Source organism: Paenibacillus sp. ACRSA, from assembly GCF_022346845.1.
Lineage (GTDB): Bacteria > Bacillota > Bacilli > Paenibacillales > Paenibacillaceae > Paenibacillus.
In genome coordinates, this window is record NZ_JAKRNP010000003.1 from 241,601 (window position 1) to 260,100 (window position 18,500).

Annotated in this window: 15 protein-coding genes; 3 read left to right on the forward strand and 12 right to left on the reverse strand. The window is 43.8% G+C overall.

Annotated elements, in window-relative coordinates:
* Nucleotides 1-347 precede the first annotated feature (347 nt).
* From MH215_RS10780 to MH215_RS10815, 8 genes are all read right to left on the reverse strand, one after another.
* Nucleotides 348-2,165, reverse strand: a complete 1,818-nt coding sequence (locus tag MH215_RS10780) for an APC family permease (protein ID WP_239290150.1) — start codon at nt 2,163-2,165, stop codon at nt 348-350.
* A 272-nt stretch (nt 2,166-2,437) separates the two neighbouring features.
* Nucleotides 2,438-3,298 (reverse strand): rhamnulose-1-phosphate aldolase, encoded by an 861-nt coding sequence (rhaD, locus tag MH215_RS10785; RefSeq protein WP_239290151.1) that lies wholly within the window; start codon nt 3,296-3,298, stop codon nt 2,438-2,440.
* A 390-nt stretch (nt 3,299-3,688) separates the two neighbouring features.
* Complete coding sequence (locus MH215_RS10790; protein WP_239290152.1) at nt 3,689-4,237, reverse strand: GNAT family N-acetyltransferase; 549 nt, start codon at nt 4,235-4,237, stop codon at nt 3,689-3,691.
* Nucleotides 4,238-4,552: 315 nt separating this feature from the next.
* Complete coding sequence (locus tag MH215_RS10795) at nt 4,553-4,840, reverse strand: hypothetical protein (RefSeq protein WP_239290153.1); 288 nt, start codon at nt 4,838-4,840, stop codon at nt 4,553-4,555.
* 273 nt (nt 4,841-5,113) lie between these two features.
* The gene (locus MH215_RS10800) at nt 5,114-5,602 is read right to left on the reverse strand and encodes a DinB family protein (RefSeq protein WP_239290806.1); all 489 of its coding nucleotides are present in this window, start codon (nt 5,600-5,602) and stop codon (nt 5,114-5,116) included.
* Between the two features lie 27 nt (nt 5,603-5,629).
* On the reverse strand, nt 5,630-6,547 hold the full coding sequence (locus MH215_RS10805; RefSeq protein WP_239290154.1) for an AraC family transcriptional regulator: 918 nt from the start codon (nt 6,545-6,547) through the stop codon (nt 5,630-5,632).
* 511 nt (nt 6,548-7,058) lie between these two features.
* Entirely contained in the window at nt 7,059-8,225 is a 1,167-nt protein-coding gene (locus MH215_RS10810; protein WP_239290155.1) for a hypothetical protein, read from the reverse strand.
* 35 nt (nt 8,226-8,260) lie between these two features.
* Nucleotides 8,261-9,481, reverse strand: coding sequence for a metal-dependent hydrolase family protein (locus tag MH215_RS10815; RefSeq protein WP_239290156.1), 1,221 nt, complete (start codon nt 9,479-9,481; stop codon nt 8,261-8,263).
* Nucleotides 9,482-9,753: 272 nt separating this feature from the next.
* Between MH215_RS10815 and MH215_RS10820 the strand changes: the two genes are divergently transcribed.
* Nucleotides 9,754-11,793: a helix-turn-helix domain-containing protein gene (locus MH215_RS10820; protein WP_239290157.1), complete on the forward strand. Its 2,040-nt coding sequence runs from the start codon at nt 9,754-9,756 to the stop codon at nt 11,791-11,793.
* Nucleotides 11,794-11,918: 125 nt separating this feature from the next.
* Here MH215_RS10820 and MH215_RS10825 read toward each other — a convergent pair whose 3' ends face one another.
* Nucleotides 11,919-12,743 (reverse strand): AraC family ligand binding domain-containing protein, encoded by an 825-nt coding sequence (locus tag MH215_RS10825; RefSeq protein WP_239290158.1) that lies wholly within the window; start codon nt 12,741-12,743, stop codon nt 11,919-11,921.
* 122 nt (nt 12,744-12,865) lie between these two features.
* Here MH215_RS10825 and lacZ point away from each other — a divergent pair, with 122 nt between their 5' ends.
* The gene (gene lacZ, locus MH215_RS10830) at nt 12,866-15,985 is read left to right on the forward strand and encodes a beta-galactosidase, LacZ type (RefSeq protein WP_239290160.1); all 3,120 of its coding nucleotides are present in this window, start codon (nt 12,866-12,868) and stop codon (nt 15,983-15,985) included.
* Between the two features lie 323 nt (nt 15,986-16,308).
* Nucleotides 16,309-16,965, forward strand: coding sequence for a hypothetical protein (locus MH215_RS10835; RefSeq protein ID WP_239290162.1), 657 nt, complete (start codon nt 16,309-16,311; stop codon nt 16,963-16,965).
* 107 nt (nt 16,966-17,072) lie between these two features.
* Here MH215_RS10835 and MH215_RS10840 read toward each other — a convergent pair whose 3' ends face one another.
* From MH215_RS10840 to MH215_RS10850, 3 genes are all read right to left on the reverse strand, one after another.
* Nucleotides 17,073-17,420, reverse strand: a complete 348-nt coding sequence (locus MH215_RS10840) for a hypothetical protein (RefSeq protein ID WP_239290163.1) — start codon at nt 17,418-17,420, stop codon at nt 17,073-17,075.
* Between the two features lie 244 nt (nt 17,421-17,664).
* Complete coding sequence (locus tag MH215_RS10845) at nt 17,665-17,901, reverse strand: DUF2306 domain-containing protein (RefSeq protein WP_056694375.1); 237 nt, start codon at nt 17,899-17,901, stop codon at nt 17,665-17,667.
* A 46-nt stretch (nt 17,902-17,947) separates the two neighbouring features.
* Nucleotides 17,948-18,418 (reverse strand): GNAT family N-acetyltransferase, encoded by a 471-nt coding sequence (locus tag MH215_RS10850; RefSeq protein WP_239290164.1) that lies wholly within the window; start codon nt 18,416-18,418, stop codon nt 17,948-17,950.
* Nucleotides 18,419-18,500 lie beyond the last annotated feature (82 nt).

Here is an 18,500-nt window from a genome sequence, read left to right on the forward strand (position 1 = left end):
CAGTCTATAAGTTCAACATCATTGCAGAATCCATTCTGAATCAACGTAATGTTAATCGTGGACAAGTGCATTTACCAAACGAATCATGTTGAAACAGCTTCCAGATTAATGGATATAATGACAAAAAAACCGCATGTCCTCCCTTCATTCGGGAAGTTTCATGCGGCTGTCTTTGTAAATGTGAAATGAAATTTTCATTTCCTGAAATATCACTCATTTAACACAAAACTGGAAAATCTCAATTTACAAAGGTGCTCTGGTTATTATTAAGTCAGAAGCTTAGCGCTTCTAACAACGGATTTAAACTTCAACTGTACATAAACCTCATGAATCTCTTGTCATTACGTCTAGCGATTAAGATGATAAGGAACAGTTGTTACAATAACGTCCTTGTAATTAATCAAGTAAGTTCGAATCATGAAGCTGGTTTGATTATGCAGTACATTTTGCCACCAATGCTTGGTGATGAATTGTGGGATAAGAATGGTAATATGATCCGTCTCAGATGTTTTCCACTCTACGGTATCAATGAATTTTTTTAAAGGCCCCATAATGCTACGGTATCTGGACTTCACAACCACGAGGCGCACGCCTGGGTTCCACTCGGCCCATTTTTTCTCCATCTTGTGAATGGCCTCATCATCGAAACCAATGTATAGCGCAACAACGTTATCCGACATCGTCTGGGCATAACTGATCGTATTCATCACTACCCGTGTAATGCCTGCCACTGGAATCACGATCGTATTCCCTTTTCGAGCCGGCTTCTCCGATTGGATGTCAATTCGCAGCTCATCAGCGATGTTACAATAGTGACGGTGAATGCGCATGAATCCATAAACGACGAGTGGTAAGAAAATAAAGATAACCCATGTCTGCGTGAACTTGGTGAAAATAAAGATTAAGGTAATCGACAAGGTCGTCAGCATACCCACCGTATTAACGAGTAACTTCGTTCTCCAGCCCGATGGTTTGACTTTGATCCAGCGAATCATCATGCCGAGTTGTGATAACGTAAATGGAATGAACACACCCACCGCGTAGAGGGGGATGAGACTTTCCGTGTTCCCTTTGAAGCCTACAACGAGCAATGCAGACATTACACTTAGAAAAATAATACCGTTAGAGAAGCCTAATCGGTCTCCCCTCACCATGAACATGTGCGGCATATATTTGTCTTTGGCCATCATGAACGACAACAACGGGAAAGCCGAATATGCCGTATTCGCAGCCAGGAATAGAATGAGTGCTGTCACACCTTGGATGATAAAATACATCGTGCCTCTGCCAAAGGTTGCTTCAGCAATCTGTGAAATAACCGTTGACTGCGGATCAGGCTTCACGCCATAACCAAAAGCGAGCAACGTAATGCCGATGAACATTGCGCCAAGAATGCATCCCATCAGCAGTAGGGTTCCTGCCGCATTTTTCTCAGCAGGCTGCTTGAAGTTCGGAATGGCATTACTTACGGCCTCCACCCCGGTTAGTGCAGAACAACCTGAGCTGAAAGCCTTAAGTAATAGGAATATACTTACGTGCGATAGACTCGTTCCAAATTCAGGTACTGCTGCATGCATACCTCCAGCGAAGAACTTGATTCCCCCAGAGATGATGAGAATTGCGATAGAGAAAATAAACAAATATATCGGGAGCGCCAGCACGGAAGCCGACTCTGTGACCCCTCTCAGATTCATAATCGTTAGAAAAACAATCATCAACAGTGCAATCGCTATACTGTGATCATGTAGCGCAGGAAATGCCGACGTAATCGCATCGGTTCCGGCAGATGAGCTTACAGCAACCGTGAGGATATAATCGACCAGCAATGAGCCACCAGCGATCAAGCTTGGCGTTGTACCCAAGTTATCCTTCGCTACAATGTACGCCCCGCCTCCTGTAGGATAGGCAAATATCGTCTGACGATAAGAGAATATTAAAATGACAAGTAATCCAAGCACAGCGATGGAGATCGGCACAGAATACCACAGAGCGGCAAATCCAGCCGCAACAAGCACTAGTAAAATCTGTTCCGTACCGTAGGCTACAGACGATAATGCATCCGAGGATAGAATCGCGAGAGCCTTCCATTTCCCCAGTTTCTCTCCATCCAATTGCGCCGATTTCATCGGCTTGCCTATTAAGACCCTCTTCATTTTGCCAATCATGACCATGACTTCCTTCCGTCTTTCATGTGTGAAGCATTGTTATTATGCAAAATCGCCAGCACAATAACAATACGTCATTTCACCCGAAATTCGTCAGCGTGAGATAATGCATTCTACAATTCAATAATGAATAACAAAGCCATTCTTTATGATTAATTTGAACTTTTTTGAGCTTAATTGACGTTTAAATGCCAAAAAAAAGAAACGGCCTTCGGTTTGTGAACCAAAGGCCATTTTCTTTTGTACTCGTATATGAAATTCATTGAATTAAATTAAACATTAGTGCCGATGATGCCAGGTCGTGGAGTCACGCCAAAGGCTCCAGCGAGTGTTGTAAGCTGCTCATCCGTAATTCGTTGTTTAATTTCATGACCAGCAACCAGCATATACACTTGGGCAGCCTTCTCAATTGTCTCAATAAGTCCAAACGCTTCATCAATCGTTGTCCCTGTACCAAAAATACCGTGCTGTGGCCAGATCACTGCATGATACTCTTTCATTTTCTCAGCCGTCTCACGTCCAATCTCATTCGATCCCGGGATCATCCATGGAATGATACCTACACCATCCGGGAATACAACCACACATTCCGTACACATCTGCCATAATGTCTTCGTGAACTTCGCTTCGTCCAGTTCATGAATGAAGGTCATTGCCAGTACATTGGTCGCATGGTTGTGCATCACAACCCGGTGATTTGGGTCGATTTTTAGGCGTTCAATATGACTCATGAAGTGTGTAGGTAGCTCACTGGTTGGGTTGGCTCCCGACTTCAAGCCCCACAATACCTCCAATTCCTGTCCATCCTGCGAGACACGCAGTAATCCGAGATTGCTCTCTGGGTCAGCTAGCACATTTTTGAAATATTTCCCTGAAGCCGTGACAATAAAATATTTCCCAGCCAACTCATGCACAGCAAATGCCGGTTTAATCGTACGAATCACCTGATGAATATCAATATACTGGGCGACCTCTTCTTCCTCTAGTAAATAGCTGACGTTACCACCATTGCGTTCATCCCAACCATTTTTCCACATATGCTGTGTAATTTCGGCCATTTCACGGATAAAGGGAATATTCCAGCCAGCAGGTCGATCCGTTTCGTTTGTTTTATTCGTAAGGGTCACGTTCATGATCATTCTCTCCTTAGATTACCTCATTTTTTAGCTTGCCACGTACTAGTAAGTTCCTTTTTTCACATTCATTATACCTTTGTTTATCTTTATAAGTCAATCATATTATCGCCATTTAATTTTATTTATTTTTGTTTGTGTTTGTTTATCTGGTTTATTTTAAAATCAAACAAAAAAATACCCCACCGGCGTCCGGCAGGGTCAGTCACACATCTATCTAACACGAGAAGGGGTTTACAAGAAATATCTTACCTTCGCTACCTTAATAGAAGCTGAAAATGAAATAAAAAAAGCATGAATTTGGACTTCATTCGACGAACTTATTAGGATTAGTCAAGACAGGACTATGGTGTGAGCGCTACACTTCCTAGTTTCATCGAATCCTTATTGTTATTTCTGAGACGGCCTCTGCAAGAGATATGACGGATGCCTCTTCCCCGTTTGCTCAACCAATTCATCGCTTACATAAGAGAAGCCTAACTTAAGCAACAGTTGTCTGCAAGCTTCATTCTCTGGATGATGTTCTGCCACTAGGGATTTTGTATCCAACTCTTCAAAAGCATATTGAATCACCGCCTGAGCGGCCTCTGTCGCATAACCTTGACCCCAATGATCCCGTGTCAGATGAACACCCAATGCATACACGTTCTCCTCCGACGAATGTGGCTGGAGCCCACAACAACCGACCAATACACCTGTCTCTTTCTCAAACATCGGCCAGTATTGCACATTTTCTTCCTGCTGCCGTTTCATCTCTTGTGTATGTCGCGCCTCCACCTCATCCTCATTCAAAAACCCTTTATTATTCATCCACTTCGTCACCTCTGGATCACCCCAGAGCGCGGATGCCAAGGGGCGATCTTCTTCAGTCCAAGTCGCAAACTCAAGCCGATCCGTTTCCAGAAACGTGTTTCGCTCCATCTGATGAGTCTCTTTCATGATATTACACCCTCCCATTGGTATAACCAATTCACTAATTTCTGTACAATGCTATACCATGAATTAATCGAATGGGAGCCATGTCAAACAGGAGAACGACGTCTACAGTTGCTTAGCCAGCTTTTCGAATTGATCGATGTGCGGTTTGAGTGCTGTGCAAGAAGCGCTCATTCTTATAACAGCGTTATGTAAATATAACAAGCTTACACATCATACCATTTTCTACAAAACTAGCACTATCCAAAATTAAGCCCCTGCCCGGAAGGATAACCTACCAGACAAGGGCTTGTTCGGTGCACTACAGTCAAGTCTGCATTAGAAATCAGCTACAGCGAATTGAATCGTTCCGGAAGCCGGGCCTCCATTATTCGCTAACAACGCGAAAACTAACACATGACCCGCTCCAATCGTAAGACTACTGTTTACAGGAACAACATAAGTGACAACTGGTTCATTGACACGCGTAATCACAAGAGATACGGGAAATGGTCCATTGTTGTTGACTGTTACAGTAGCGTTAGTACCTCCAGCCAGATTTTCGTAGTAGGACTTGCCTACGCCCGCTGGAAGATTGTAATACTGAATTGGTAAAAGGATAGCCATGTGAATCACCTCCTTTTTGTTTTGATACGGTATTCTATGTTTGAAAACTAGTATTGTAACGGTAAAATGCCAGTGTTATTCCGTCTATTTTTGCTAGACCTCATAGATTTAACATTTAACATACAATGAGACTCGATTATGGGGCGGGACGCGAAAGAGCCCTACCGAACAATCCGGTAGAGCTGCTGCGATGTGTACTGTATGTTTAACGTAGAAACTGACCTGAGTTACACTCGCAAACTCCGCTGACAGAACATCATTTTTCTCACGAGCTTAAGCATATAACATGAAGAAGTTTAGCTCATGCCCTTGCTGCTTGAGATAATTATAGAGCTGGGAACGGTGATGGAATACATGAGTTAGCGTCTCAATCTGCCACTGCGCCTGAAGGTGTCCATGCTCCATATAAAATGCTTTGGTTGAACGGGTTAATAGATCCTCTTCACTGAGTGAAACGATATAGGCTTTGTACGCTTCTAGATTACTCCACAGCGTTGCTTCTAATTTCTCAATATCCTCGATGCCTGCTAGACTATTCTCAACTTGTCCTACCTCTGCTTCACCTTTCTCTTGCATGATAGCAAGATCCGAAGCTGTAATTTGAATAAAATGATGCACTAGCTCCACCAGTGAACGCATATTGTCCTGTGGACGGTATGCCCAATCCTCTGGACGAATCAGACGGATAAGTGATGCTCCCGTACTCACGCCGGTTTCCAATTCTCGAAGCAGATGATCTCTCATTTGCATAGTTCCATTCATCATATGACATCTCCTTTATCATTCATCTTATTGTTTAAGTATAACCGATGGCTTGTCTAATCTATTGTACAAATCGGACATCATCATTTGATGTTCCCTAGCAGCAGTCAGCGGTGTCTCTCCATAGAACTTACGAAAGTGACGAATCAAGTGTGCTTGATCGTAGAATCCATGCTCAACCGCCAATGCCGCCCAATCGCTCACCGACTTCTGATGAATGCTTGCCAGCACACGGTGAAAACGAACAATTTCGCTGAATCGCTTTGGGCTAATGCCAATCCAGTCTGAAAACTTACGATGCAATTGCCGCTCACTCACAACCTCACGCATGGCGAGTTCTTGTACATTCATACTGCCGCCATCGCTGAATATACGGTGCAGAACATTTTTCATGAGATCCAGCTCATTCGCTGGGATACGCACCGACAACTTTTTCAATGTGCTCTCCATGACTTGCACTCGCTCATCAAAGCTGTTCGTTGTAGCCAAGCGTTCCCGAAGTTCATCCACCTGGGTAGGCCAGCATTCCTCAAGGGCGATCCTCAGATCTGTGAACGTATCCAGCGGCAATCCATGAAATGAGCGTGCCCCGCCCGGGAAAAAGCGCACACCAAAAGTATAATCCCCTAACGGAACTAGGCCTATTGGTTGGTTAAACACGAAGGGCTGCGTGTAGTTACCGCAATACGATAACGTATGTTTCGACTGAGCGGCATCGTATGTTATCAGAATATCCGTACAACCGTCCGGCAATACCCGAGTAGGCACTCCACTCCCCTGCTTAGGCAGCATACCGTCTTCTCTATTCTCAAAAAAGCCTGATTCCCAGTAACATACCACATACGGCATTAACTCAATAGAAGGCATTCTCTCCATATAATACGATTGATGATCATTACTATTCATCTGAATAGGTCGAAACATCGAATGCAACGTCGCATCCATGAGAATTCTTCCTTTCCACTCCAAGTCTCTAATCTGTACAACGATCTATGTATTGGTCTATGTATTCTCCTATCATACCATCAGCGCGTGAATCAACGCACACAAAGGACAAAAAAATACCCCGCCGGAGACAATCCAAGCGGAGCCAGTCACACATCTATTTAACACGAGAAGGGGTTTACAAGACTTATCTTAGCCCTCGAACCTTAATAGAAACTGAAATTTGGATGAAGAGAAGATCAATTTTATAAAGAAAATTAAACTAAACATTCCACTTCTGCTCATGTACTTACAGTGCGAGTTCGAAAAGGGCGGTTTTCAGTACCGAGAAGATGGGATGAAGGTAGAAATGGAGTAGCGGAGCGTAGGCAAAACTACGTGAGCAACTACATTGTTTCTGAAGGAAACAAACTTCGTAAGCATCCACTTATTTCGGCTGAATCCCATATTCGACGCTGAGATGCCGCTCACGCATCCTTCGTAATCAAAAGCGGACTTTTTGAACAACCTCTTATAATGTCTTGATCAGTACAGACGCGATCAATACGGAAGCTGTGGTGACGGTTGTAAATCCACCTACCAGCATAGGTGTCAAAATCTCATCCAGAATCGCTTGACGTTCATTCTCATCACGCCCGACGGAACGACTCACTTCTTCACAGATGATGTAGTCCCCTGGAAAACCAAATAGGGCTGTTAATGCCACAGGCAGACCCTTCAGCGGGTCCCATTTGAATATCTTGGAGCCAAGGAATCCCCCGATCATCACCCCGACCACCCCGACTGCGATAATGAACAATACGGGAATAATGGAGCTGACCACCGCATCTAACGTAATTGACTCCATACTTGTCATAACCACAATGATAAGGCCGATCATAGCAATCCCTGATGTACTAGCCTTATCCAGAATCCGTGATGGGAATAACCCGACGAGGTGACCAATAACACCCAGAAGCAGAGCCCAGATACTATAGCTAAGCCCGGTTACATTACCAAGATAGATGGACAGACTTCCCATAATAAACAAGAACAATAGCAGGATTGGCGCGGTGTGGAAACGCTGTGGAAGAAATGTTTTCGCATTCGCTTCCTTAATATTTACGTTATTTGATGATGAAGTTTTATTTTCAAAAGCGCCCTGCTTCTGTAGTTTCAGTGCATACCTCCGAAGTAAATTCGTTGCGAGCGGCATGCCCACAAGTGAATGAATACCAAGAATAACGGCCGGAATCGTAATCAGGTGAGCGAGGTTCATCTCTTGTAGCTTCGTAGCTGTAATTAGATAGGAGATAATCCCGCCAACTACCGGACTTGATCCAGCAACGGCTGTAGGATAACCGTAGAATGGCGTGACGATTAACAAAATGAGCCCTGTAGCGATCAGTGATCCAAACAGCGAAATCAATATCGCTTTATATTGCGAACGAATCAATTTCAGTGGAATCAAGGTACCCATGTGCACAATAAGTGGAGCCACCATCAGCGCCCCGAACGCGCTTAGTGCAGAGCTAGATACCACGCCTTGCGGAAAGAATCCTGCCCAGTTCAGTAGAAGATAACCGATCAAAATAACGAGTAAAGAAGGAATTCGTGCTTTGGACCAGATGGAGACCAACTCTCCTACAGCTAATATGACAAGTAATAGCGTGGCGATATAAATCGGTTGACTAAACATGGTGACCTCTCCCCATTCTCTATGTTGTCTGCTTATTATTTCAAGCGTTCACCTGATAAGTAGACCTGCTCAATATTGGCTGTATTTTCGAGCAGACTAATATCTGTCAACGGATTCACATTCAATACCAGCAAGTCTGCTGATTTGCCCGCTTCAATGGTACCAATCTCTTCTTCCATCTGCATCGCTTTAGCCGCATCTCGCGTTCCAGCAACAATCGCTTGCATTGGTGTGAAGCCAACATCATCTACAAGCAATCGCAGTTCGAGCGCATTACCGCCATGCTCTACCGGTGCACACGTACAGAAGTCCGTACCCGCTGCGATGGTTACACCTGCTTTGTGTGCAATGATCATATTTTCAATATGCTCTTGGTATACACGCTCTGCTTTGCGAATTCCGAATTCTGGAACACCGTATTTATGCCCTTCTTTGATAATTCGATGTACAATTGCCAGTGTTGGAACGAGAATGGCCTTCTGATCCAGCATCATGCCGATGCCTTCCTCATCAATATAAATTCCGTGTTCAATTGTACGGACACCCGCGAGCAATGCATTTTTAATTCCTTGTGTACCTTGTGCATGGGATGCTACATAAGACTGTACTGCCTCAGCCTCGTAGACAATTGCCTTCAGTTCATCTAGTCGGAATTGTGACCAGCGTGGATCATCCTTCTCCGACAACACCCCACCTGTGGAGCATACTTTAATAAAATCAGCACCTTCACGGAACTGAGTACGTGCGGCTTTGATGACTTCTGGTACACCGTCACATGTCGTGAAAATGTTCAGTTCGGTTGGAATCATATGAATGTCTGCATGTCCACCTGTCTGACTGAGCATATGACGAGACGTTTTAATTCGCGGGCCTTTTACCACGCCTTCCTTAATCAGGTCACGAACATACACAGCAACATGGCTGCCGACATCCCGAACCGTTGTGAAACCTGCGTTAATCAGCTTCGGTAGATCCTGTAACGCTCTCCCCATCTGAAGTTCATTTGGCTCAAGAGCCACCGCAGCCATGTTCAGATTCTTCGCTCCGTGTACGTGAACATGGGCATCGATCAATCCTGGCATGATGACTTTCCCGGTCACGTCGACAATCTGAGCCTCTTCTGGGATCTGTACAGTTGCCTTGGCACCTGCTTCTTTAATCTTACCGTTCTCTACCAGAACCACACTATCGGAAACAGGCTCTCCGCCTTGTCCATCTATCAGCAATGCACCTGTAAAAGCAATCATTGAACTCATCAATATTCCACCTCGTTTTCAGATTTAGTTACGCATCATCGTAATGAACGATACGTGTTGTACCTATTCAAGTTAAAGCTATACTGTTGTAATACATTGAAATTGTATTGCGTTAAAGTTACTGACATTATATAAGCTGCAATTGTATAATGTCATTGTTGATACCAACAGCTTTATATGGACATTTCTAGTGATGCACACAGTGAAGGGGATGTTTCCTTCAAACTGATATGACTAATGTTATGTATTGGTACACGAAAGGAGTCACGCACATGATGAATGAGACGATTCATTCCTTTATGACACATAGTTTCGGAACCTGCCGATACGGCATATGGCTTAAGGATGATTATGATGTTCAGTGGAATAACTGGCTGCTTGTTGGAGAGATGCCTGAATATATAGAAGATAGATTTCCCATTTCAGATTGGAAAATATTTAAGTATACGTTTGATTTTTTGTCCCATTGTAATATTCGTGTTGCTGTCGAAACCCATAAGCAGCTGACCCTCTTACAGAGTGAACGTCTCGAATCACTGATCCGGGAAGAACTGCTTAAACAGCAGATTATGGAGGAACGTGTGCACAATGAGCGCTGGATGAAAGGACTTAGAGAGCTTACCTGCTCATTAGAATTAAACGATCTGTTGCTGAAAATTATGGAGAATGCTCTTAAGGTCATCCCCTCCCTGTCCTGTGGTTTATTTATGATGGTCGATCCTGAATCCGGTAAAATGATTCCCAGAGCCAAGGTTGGTTTTCAGGATAGTGTGTTTCAATATCAAGGAGAGATTGATGAAGGAATTACTGGGAAGGTATATGAGGAAGGCATCGGCCGTATTTACAGTAATCCAGAAGAGGCGTACAAAGATATGGATAACGTCAATCCGGAGAACGCCAGCATTATTGTTAGTGCATTGCCCAATGATAGTGTGGCTAAAGGCATGATTGCTGTTCCTGTCACGATGAACACGCGTAAAATCGGGGTCATGCTCGTCTATCAATTCACACAATACAGGCGTTTTGCTCCGCATGATCTGAACGTAATGCAAGGATTTGCGGATCAAGCCGCGATCGCCATCTCCAACGCGACCATGTACTCTGAGCTACTGGAGAAGAACCGTTATCTCGTCAGTCGTAATGAAATTCATAATCAGTTTACCAAACTGTCCATTGAGCACGGTTCTTTAGGGCATACCATCGAGAAGGTCGGTTCGATGCTTCACTTGCCTACCTATTATATTGATATGGCGAGAGGTGATTGGTATCCTACGATACCGGAGAGTACAGTGCTTGACGAGCTCAATGTCTACAGTGTCTTAGAGAACAGCTTCGATCCTATGACACTACCTGATGACGGGAATCCCGATGTATATCTATATCCCATTGTGTATGGCTCTCTAATGCTCGGTTGTTTCCTCATCGAGCTGCGTCACCCCTTACGCCAGCTTGATCATGTCATTCTTGAACAGGGCGGAGCCATTGTCACACTAGAGATGATGAATACCTACTCACTGACAGAAATGACTTATCGTAAAAATCAGGATTTCTTTGCTGATCTGGTACAGTATCGGGAGCCTCAGCAGTTAGAGAGCAGACTCGCCAGTTTTCATTTACCAGCCCATCAGTCCCTCTTCGTCATACAGATCCAACTTCAGAGTGAGCATCTGGATATGAAAACAACAGAAAACTGGGTTCGGAAGCTGATTGGATTTACGGAAAAGGAGCTAGGTACGACAGAGCATCTCCTGTTCAATACCCACAATAAAATAACGATTCTGGCCGCAGCTTCCGATCCCAAAATCCGGCTGAACGTCATAAGCACACTTGAGGTCGCCATCCAAAAATGGACAACCTCCAAGACGCCGAAACTCTTGATGGGCATTGGCGGGGTGTACCGTGGGCTGGAATATGTATCGAAGAGTAATGACGAGGCGGCACGCGCGCTTTCATTTCTACTGAAGCGTAATAAGGTAGGGATGATGCTCTATGAAGATATCGGCATTAACAAACTCTTCCTCAATCAAGAGACGTCAGATATTGAAAACTATATTCATGAAGTCCTAGCACCGCTCCAGCAGCATAAATCAGGTGAGCTCGAACTTACACTTAAAACGTACATTGCAGAGAACCGCTCCGTTCAGGCTACAGCCGAACGATTGCATATTCATAGCAATACACTTTATTTACGCCTACGTAAAATAGAAGAAATTCTAGGTGTTGATCTGAATGATTCAGAAGGCTGGATGAAGATCTATCTGGCATTTCATTTGAGCGAAGTATACGCCGTTACACATATACCTTCTATATAAGTTGAACTAATGAATATGAACACTAGCCACTAAGATGACAGATGAAAGTTGATATAACAGCCTTCCGATTCGTTACCTTGGGATTTCATTCACAGCCTTTTGTCTCCCTCAGGCTGTGAATGAAATCAGTGTAATCCATGCAGCTTACGGAAGCTTTCCGGGCTCATGCCGGTATGCCTTTTGAACATGGCGCAAAAGTAACTAGCATTCTCGTACCCAACCCGATGGGCAATTTCGTATATTCGCAGCTGCATCTCGCTAAACATCAATTGCTTGCTGCGATTAATACGCTGTTGATTCACATAGAACAAAGGTCTGGTGGATAATGCCCGCTGGAACAATCGACATAAATACTGCGGGGACACCACGGCCACTTCGGCTAGCTCAGCTAGAGACAACGATTGATCTAGGTGCTCAGCGATATACTGCAACACGGGCTTTAACCGCTGTAATTCATCATTGTGATTAGCTGGAGCGATAAGCATTGGTTTAAGATCAAGCAGCAGCGCGTATAACCACTTGGAGCATTCAATCTCATAATCGGTATCTTCCACACTCTCTTCTCTCACAAGCATGTGTTGCAGTCCTTGTAATAGCTTGTTAGACCTCAATCTGCATACGCGCGAATGGGTGATACCCGCATAAGATAGCAACTCACTGGCCTCTCGCCCTTGGAAGGATATCCACGCCAGCTCCCAGTGCTCACTTATCGGGTGATAACGATGCGGAATACCAGGATAGAGGAAAAACACATCACCTGGGCCGACTAGATGCTCCTCATCCTGAATGATCAGTTTCCCTTGCCCTTCAATGACTTGATGGATCTGATAGTCAGGAAAACCCTGCGGACGATCTGTCTCCTTCTGATGCTCCCAATACCCTACTGTAGTCATATAAATCGGCAAACGAGAGGTCTCGTCTGTTTTCCCAAACCTATATTGAGTCTCCACCAGTTCACCACCTTGTCATTTAGTTTCATATTGTGATAGATGTGGGCAATATCCTTTATTTCATAAGTGCCTTTTCAATTTTATAATGACAATATTATAACATTATTGAAGGAGTTGCTGTGATGAGAAACAAATTGAACTACACCCCTCCAGCCAATGGTTATCCTGAATGGAACAATAATCCTGAGACCTTTCAAGTCGGTCGATTAAATGCACATGCTTCAATGATGCCATTTCCGTCTGTTGCGGAAGCATTGAACAATAAAGCAACGTCTTCTCCTTGGTACCAGTCCCTGAATGGAATGTGGAAGTTTGCTTTTGCAGAAACACCAGATGCTCGAATCACATCCTTTTACGAGACTAATTACGATTATAGCCAGTGGGACGAGATCCCGGTTCCTTCGCACTGGCAGCTTCAAGGCTATGACTATCCACAATACACGAATATCCGTTACCCATGGTCAGAGCGTGAGCCAGAATTAAAATCACCATTCGCACCAACAACCTATAACCCTGTTGGTTCTTATATTCGAACATTCTCCGTGCCTGCAGACTGGAAGGATCGCCCTGTTCTTCTCCATTTTGCAGGAGTTGAATCTGCGTTCTATGTGTGGGTTAACGGCGAATTAGTCGGTTATAGCGAAGATACCTTTACCCCTTCGGAATTTGATATTAGCGCGTATCTACATGAGGGCGAGAACACACTTGCCGTAGAAGTATACCGCTGGTGTGATGCAAGCTGGCTGGAGGATCAAGACTTCTGGCGAATGAGTGGTATTTTCCGTGACGTATATCTGTATTCTCCTTCACCGGTTCAGATTGCTGACTTCTTCGTACAAACTAACCTTGATGCAGCCTATCAGGATGCTGAGCTACAGATCGATGTGACACTGTTCAATCACAATGCCAGCGTTACAGATGGAATGAGCGTGCAGGCACAGCTCTATGATGCACAGGAACAAGCGGTGCTGGATCAACCAATACAAGCGGCTGTTTCTTTTGCAAATGATAACAACGAACTAAGCATTCACTTATCTGCAGAGGTAACCAATCCACTGAAATGGAGTGCAGAATTCCCCAATCTATATACATTAGTTCTGTCCATACAGGCAGGCCATGGTGAAACGGTTGAGGCGGTTCGTTCCCGCGTTGGATTCCGCACGTTTGAATTGAAGGACGGTTTGATGAAAATCAATGGTCAACGCATTGTTTTCAAAGGTGTGAATCGCCATGAATTTTCTCCGAAAACAGGACGTGCGATTACCGCTGAGGACATGATCCGTGACATTGAGCTGATGAAATCTTTCAATGTTAACGCCGTGCGTACCTCTCATTATCCTAACCAATCGCTCTGGTACGAGCTGTGTGATGAGTACGGCCTCTATGTCATCGACGAGACGAATCTGGAGACACATGGATCATGGTACTACGGACAAAAGGAACTGAATGAGAACAACATTCCTGCAAGCAAGCCAGAATGGCGAGAGAATGTGTTAGATCGCTGTAACTCGATGTTCCAACGGGACAAAAATCATCCGTCCGTCATCATCTGGTCGCTGGGCAATGAATCCTTCGGTGGCGACAACTTCATTGCTATGTACGATTATCTGAAGCAGTCTGACCCAACAAGACTTGTTCATTACGAGGGAACATTCCATTATCGTCCTTCCGATTCAGCAAGTGACATCGAGTCAACCATGTATATCAAACCTCAACAAGTTGAGGAATATGCCCAGCTGAAGGTGCCGAAGAAACCGTATATCATCTGTGAATACAGCCATGCCATGGGTAACTCATGTGGTGGACTGCACTTATACTGGGATGTATTTGATCGTTATGACATTTTGCAGGGAGCCTTTATCTGGGACTGGATCGATCAGGCGCTGCTCACAACTACAGCAGATGGGATTGAATATCTCGCCTATGGTGGGGACTTCGGAGAATCGCCGCATGATGGGAATTTCTGCGGAAACGGACTGATCCTAGCAGATGGCTCTGTTACACCGAAGCTTGAAGAAGTGAAGAAATGTTACCAGAATGTTCGTATGGAAGCTGTGAATGTACAGGAGGGTATCTTGCGTATCCGTAATCTCTTCCTGTTCACCGATCTGAGCGAATATGATCTTGTATGGACGTTATTACATGACGGTAAGCCTGTCGAAAACGGTAGCCTTGACATTGCCGTGGCACCTGGAGAATCGAGCGAAATTCGGATTCCTTATACTCCATCGGCAGATCTGTTCCAAGAAGCGGTATTAACCGTGTCTCTCGTGACCAAAGTTGCAACCAAATGGGCAAGTGAGGGTCATGAAGTCGCTTGGGATCAGTTCGTTGTATCGCCAAGATTACAACCAACCAAGGCAGCAGACCAAGGCAAGGGTATATCGTTACTCGTAGAGGATGCACAGAACGAGTTAAGCGTAAGTAGTGATCATGTATCGTTTGTTTTTGATCAAACTACAGGTGCGCTTACCTCCTATCAGATCAACAAGCAAGAGCAACTCCTTGCACCCGTCCGGCCTAATTTCTGGCGTGCGGTGACAGACAATGATCTAGGTAACGGTCTGCCAGAGCGTTCCGGCTTCTGGAAAGATGCTCACGCGACTAGCCAATTAATTCGCTTCGAACATCAAGTGAATGAACAAAACTGCATCGTGACAAGCGATTATACGTGGAATGCACACCCAGGATGCACGTTGTCCATTACGTACAAGATGCTCCCAGATGGCACGCTGGAAATACAACAGCATCTTATTCCAGGTGAAGGATTACCCGAGCTACCGGAATTCGGCATGCTGCTGCAACTGAATAACCAGCTGGATACAATCTCTTGGTATGGTAGAGGGCCACACGATAACTATGCAGACCGGCTGACCAGCGCAAGATTAGGCTATTACACTGGAGCCGTTCGCGATCAATTCGTTCCGTACCTGAGACCACAGGAATGCGGTAACAAAACCGATGTACGCTATGCTGAAATTACGTCTAGCATTAGTACAACCGGTGTCCGCTTCGAATCAGCAACACCGTTCGAGATTAATGCATTGCCGTGGACTCCTGAGGAACTTGAGACACATGACCATGTGTACAAATTACCTCAGAGCACCCAGACCGTTGCTCGTATCAATTACAAACAAATGGGCGTAGGCGGAGATGATAGCTGGGGTGCGCCAACTCATGCAGAATATACATTGCCCGCTAACCGTGCGTATCACTTCACTTTTACAGTAAGACCTGTATAACAAAAGATGTAATTAAGGAAAGCACTAAGAAAAGCACTGCTGGCCGTAAGCCGGTAGTGCTTTTTTCGCGTGATGATTGATAAGAGATATCCGATACGTGATGCAAGATGTCTGATTTAAGATATGTGGTGCGTAATGTTTGATGCGTGAGCATACGCGCTCAGTTTAAAGTTGCTCGAAGAAACATTATAATGAGTGATGGGACAAACATGATATTAATCATTAATCTATTATGAGGTGAGAATTTGCAAGTTCTGTTTACCGTAATATGGATCACTGGCTTATTGGCTTTCTTTGTGTTTCTTATATCTATGATCTTATCCATGAGAAAACATAACAAGGTAACCATCAAGCATATTATCCTAACGACACTATGTTTCGCGATGGCTTCCATAGGTATGTATGGTATGTTAGCTTTATCCTCGAACACTACACAGCCTGATCCAGATCAGGCAACACAACAGAATGCCGATGCTACTTCGGATCAAAGTAACAACGATGCTTCAAGTCCAAAGGATACTACTGGATTTCATATGACTGCTGGTGATTTCAGAAATAAGTTTAATGCTGCCGTAGGTAAATACCGATTAAATGGGCTAGCGATTACCCGACTGACGATGAATGATTCATCAACAGATCAGGCCACTCCCACTTTTGAGTATGCATTCAATGATGAGCTTCGTATGGTCGGTGTATTAGATGCAGATGAACACATACAGGAAATCAAGTTATACGGTACTGGCAATGTCAATGAACCGACACGTGGCGTACTGCTGACTGCTATTGCCACACTCATTCTAACCACGCATAGCGAGTACACCTATAACGATGCACAAGACGTCATTCAGGATATCGGATTGTTGGATCGTGATGTGAATCAAAATGAGTTTGATGGCATGACAGAACGAGATGGGTTCCAATATCGCTTCCAGGTACAGGATGATGGAACGTCTGTTTTTGAAATAACAACGGTGGAGTAAGTCTCTCACGTGCAATGAGCCGTCCTATGAAGAACGGCTCATTGTGTAACGTATTAGATGTATGGATTGTGACCACTCCAAACTGTAACACCTCCACAAAGCCAGAGCTACTCAAAGGTAACACTCTCGCTTTGATTATTCCAACTCATTTTGAATTCAAGAGGATCTTTCGTGTCTTCCGTATTCGTAATCGTTCCCGACATCTTAAATGGTTTCTTTTGTTCTGAGAGTGCACTGCCCTGTTGATTTATATTCTTGCCGGTAAGGTCAAATACAAAATCTCTTATATACGTTTCATCACCGATATAAGTAATACTATAAATCCCTGTTGATCTTTGTAGAGCTACATCCCAGTGATCACTCTTCCCGTGTAGAATATTATCCGCACCACAAGCTGATAAAATGAATACTAGTAATAGACTACAAGTCATGCACGCCATCTTGATACGTTTCATATGATCCCTCCTTTTAGGTATATACCCAAAATATGAGATGTCATATGCGTTCGTTTTACCTCTGAAGGACAGCATTCACGATACTCTGAGCATCGTATTTAACCCAGCCTAAGCAATACGTAATATCATTTGTTACATCTTATAATTAAAAAACTCCCTTGCGGGAGTCCATAATTGTTACTTATCCAGTGTAAGTGCTACTTATCATCTCTTAACCCTATTTCAGGTATATTAGACTGTTAATTTACCTGGTGTATCTCTCAATATCATCGTTCACAGATTCATGCATTCTTCTATGATGATCCTCGTGCTGACGAACATCGTTCTTTAGCTTGGCTAGAAATCCCCATCCCGTGAATGCCATAAACAGCACCCCAATTAGAGCAAATCCAAAGCTATATAGATTCATATAAAAGTTAATAAAAATCGCAGCGAGCATTAAACCTAGTATCCACAATACCCATTTTGTACTTTTCCGCACATAAGTTCCTCCTTAATTCCGTTTATCTTAACCAGTCGCTATTCACCTATAGATGCTTTTCATAGAATATCATTGTCATTTTATCGTTAATTACTTTTGTTGCATCTGTTTTTATATAGCCTATCTTTTCATACAAATAACAGTTCCCTTTCTCTTGTAAGATGGTTCCCAATTTCCATGTCCTAGCATCATCATGTATCTGCTCAACCATTGTAAAGACTTTTTGAGCAATCCCATTTCCTTGATGTTCTGGCAGAATAAAAATTGGGCTAACACTATAGACTTGATTATCTTTTTTCACAACTCTAATTCCGCCAACAGCAGCCTTAAGATAATAAATTATATAATAATATGTAAAAGATTGATTGAGTTGAGTAATAATTCTTTCTACAGTTTCATTGGCAGGGCTTGTTTCGAAATCCTGATACTTCTCCAACAAGGGCATAAATGCTTTGATTTTCATTTCATGAAGAGTCGCTGCATCTTCTAAATCTGCTTTACATAACGAAATCTCCATTAAATATATACCTCCTGCTTGAGTTAATTGTGAAAACACTATCTATATCATATTCTTTGCTACTTAAGTTACGAAACCACGT

What these genes read in the sequence shown, in the direction of transcription:
- rhaD (WP_239290151.1), bottom strand. Translation starts at nt 3,298, where the DNA reads ATGAACGTGACCCTTACGAATAAAACAAACGAAACGGATCGACCTGCT.
- MH215_RS10790 (WP_239290152.1), bottom strand. Translation starts at nt 4,237, where the DNA reads ATGAAAGAGACTCATCAGATGGAGCGAAACACGTTTCTGGAAACGGAT.
- MH215_RS10840 (WP_239290163.1), bottom strand. Translation starts at nt 17,420, where the DNA reads ATGAAACGTATCAAGATGGCGTGCATGACTTGTAGTCTATTACTAGTA.
- MH215_RS10805 (WP_239290154.1), bottom strand. Translation starts at nt 6,547, where the DNA reads ATGGATGCGACGTTGCATTCGATGTTTCGACCTATTCAGATGAATAGT.
- MH215_RS10820 (WP_239290157.1), top strand. Translation starts at nt 9,754, where the DNA reads ATGATGAATGAGACGATTCATTCCTTTATGACACATAGTTTCGGAACC.
- MH215_RS10795 (WP_239290153.1), bottom strand. Translation starts at nt 4,840, where the DNA reads ATGGCTATCCTTTTACCAATTCAGTATTACAATCTTCCAGCGGGCGTA.
- MH215_RS10810 (WP_239290155.1), bottom strand. Translation starts at nt 8,225, where the DNA reads ATGTTTAGTCAACCGATTTATATCGCCACGCTATTACTTGTCATATTA.
- MH215_RS10780 (WP_239290150.1), bottom strand. Translation starts at nt 2,165, where the DNA reads ATGATTGGCAAAATGAAGAGGGTCTTAATAGGCAAGCCGATGAAATCG.
- MH215_RS10815 (WP_239290156.1), bottom strand. Translation starts at nt 9,481, where the DNA reads ATGAGTTCAATGATTGCTTTTACAGGTGCATTGCTGATAGATGGACAA.
- MH215_RS10835 (WP_239290162.1), top strand. Translation starts at nt 16,309, where the DNA reads ATGAGAAAACATAACAAGGTAACCATCAAGCATATTATCCTAACGACA.
- MH215_RS10800 (WP_239290806.1), bottom strand. Translation starts at nt 5,602, where the DNA reads ATGAATGGAACTATGCAAATGAGAGATCATCTGCTTCGAGAATTGGAA.
- MH215_RS10850 (WP_239290164.1), bottom strand. Translation starts at nt 18,418, where the DNA reads ATGGAGATTTCGTTATGTAAAGCAGATTTAGAAGATGCAGCGACTCTT.
- lacZ (WP_239290160.1), top strand. Translation starts at nt 12,866, where the DNA reads ATGAGAAACAAATTGAACTACACCCCTCCAGCCAATGGTTATCCTGAA.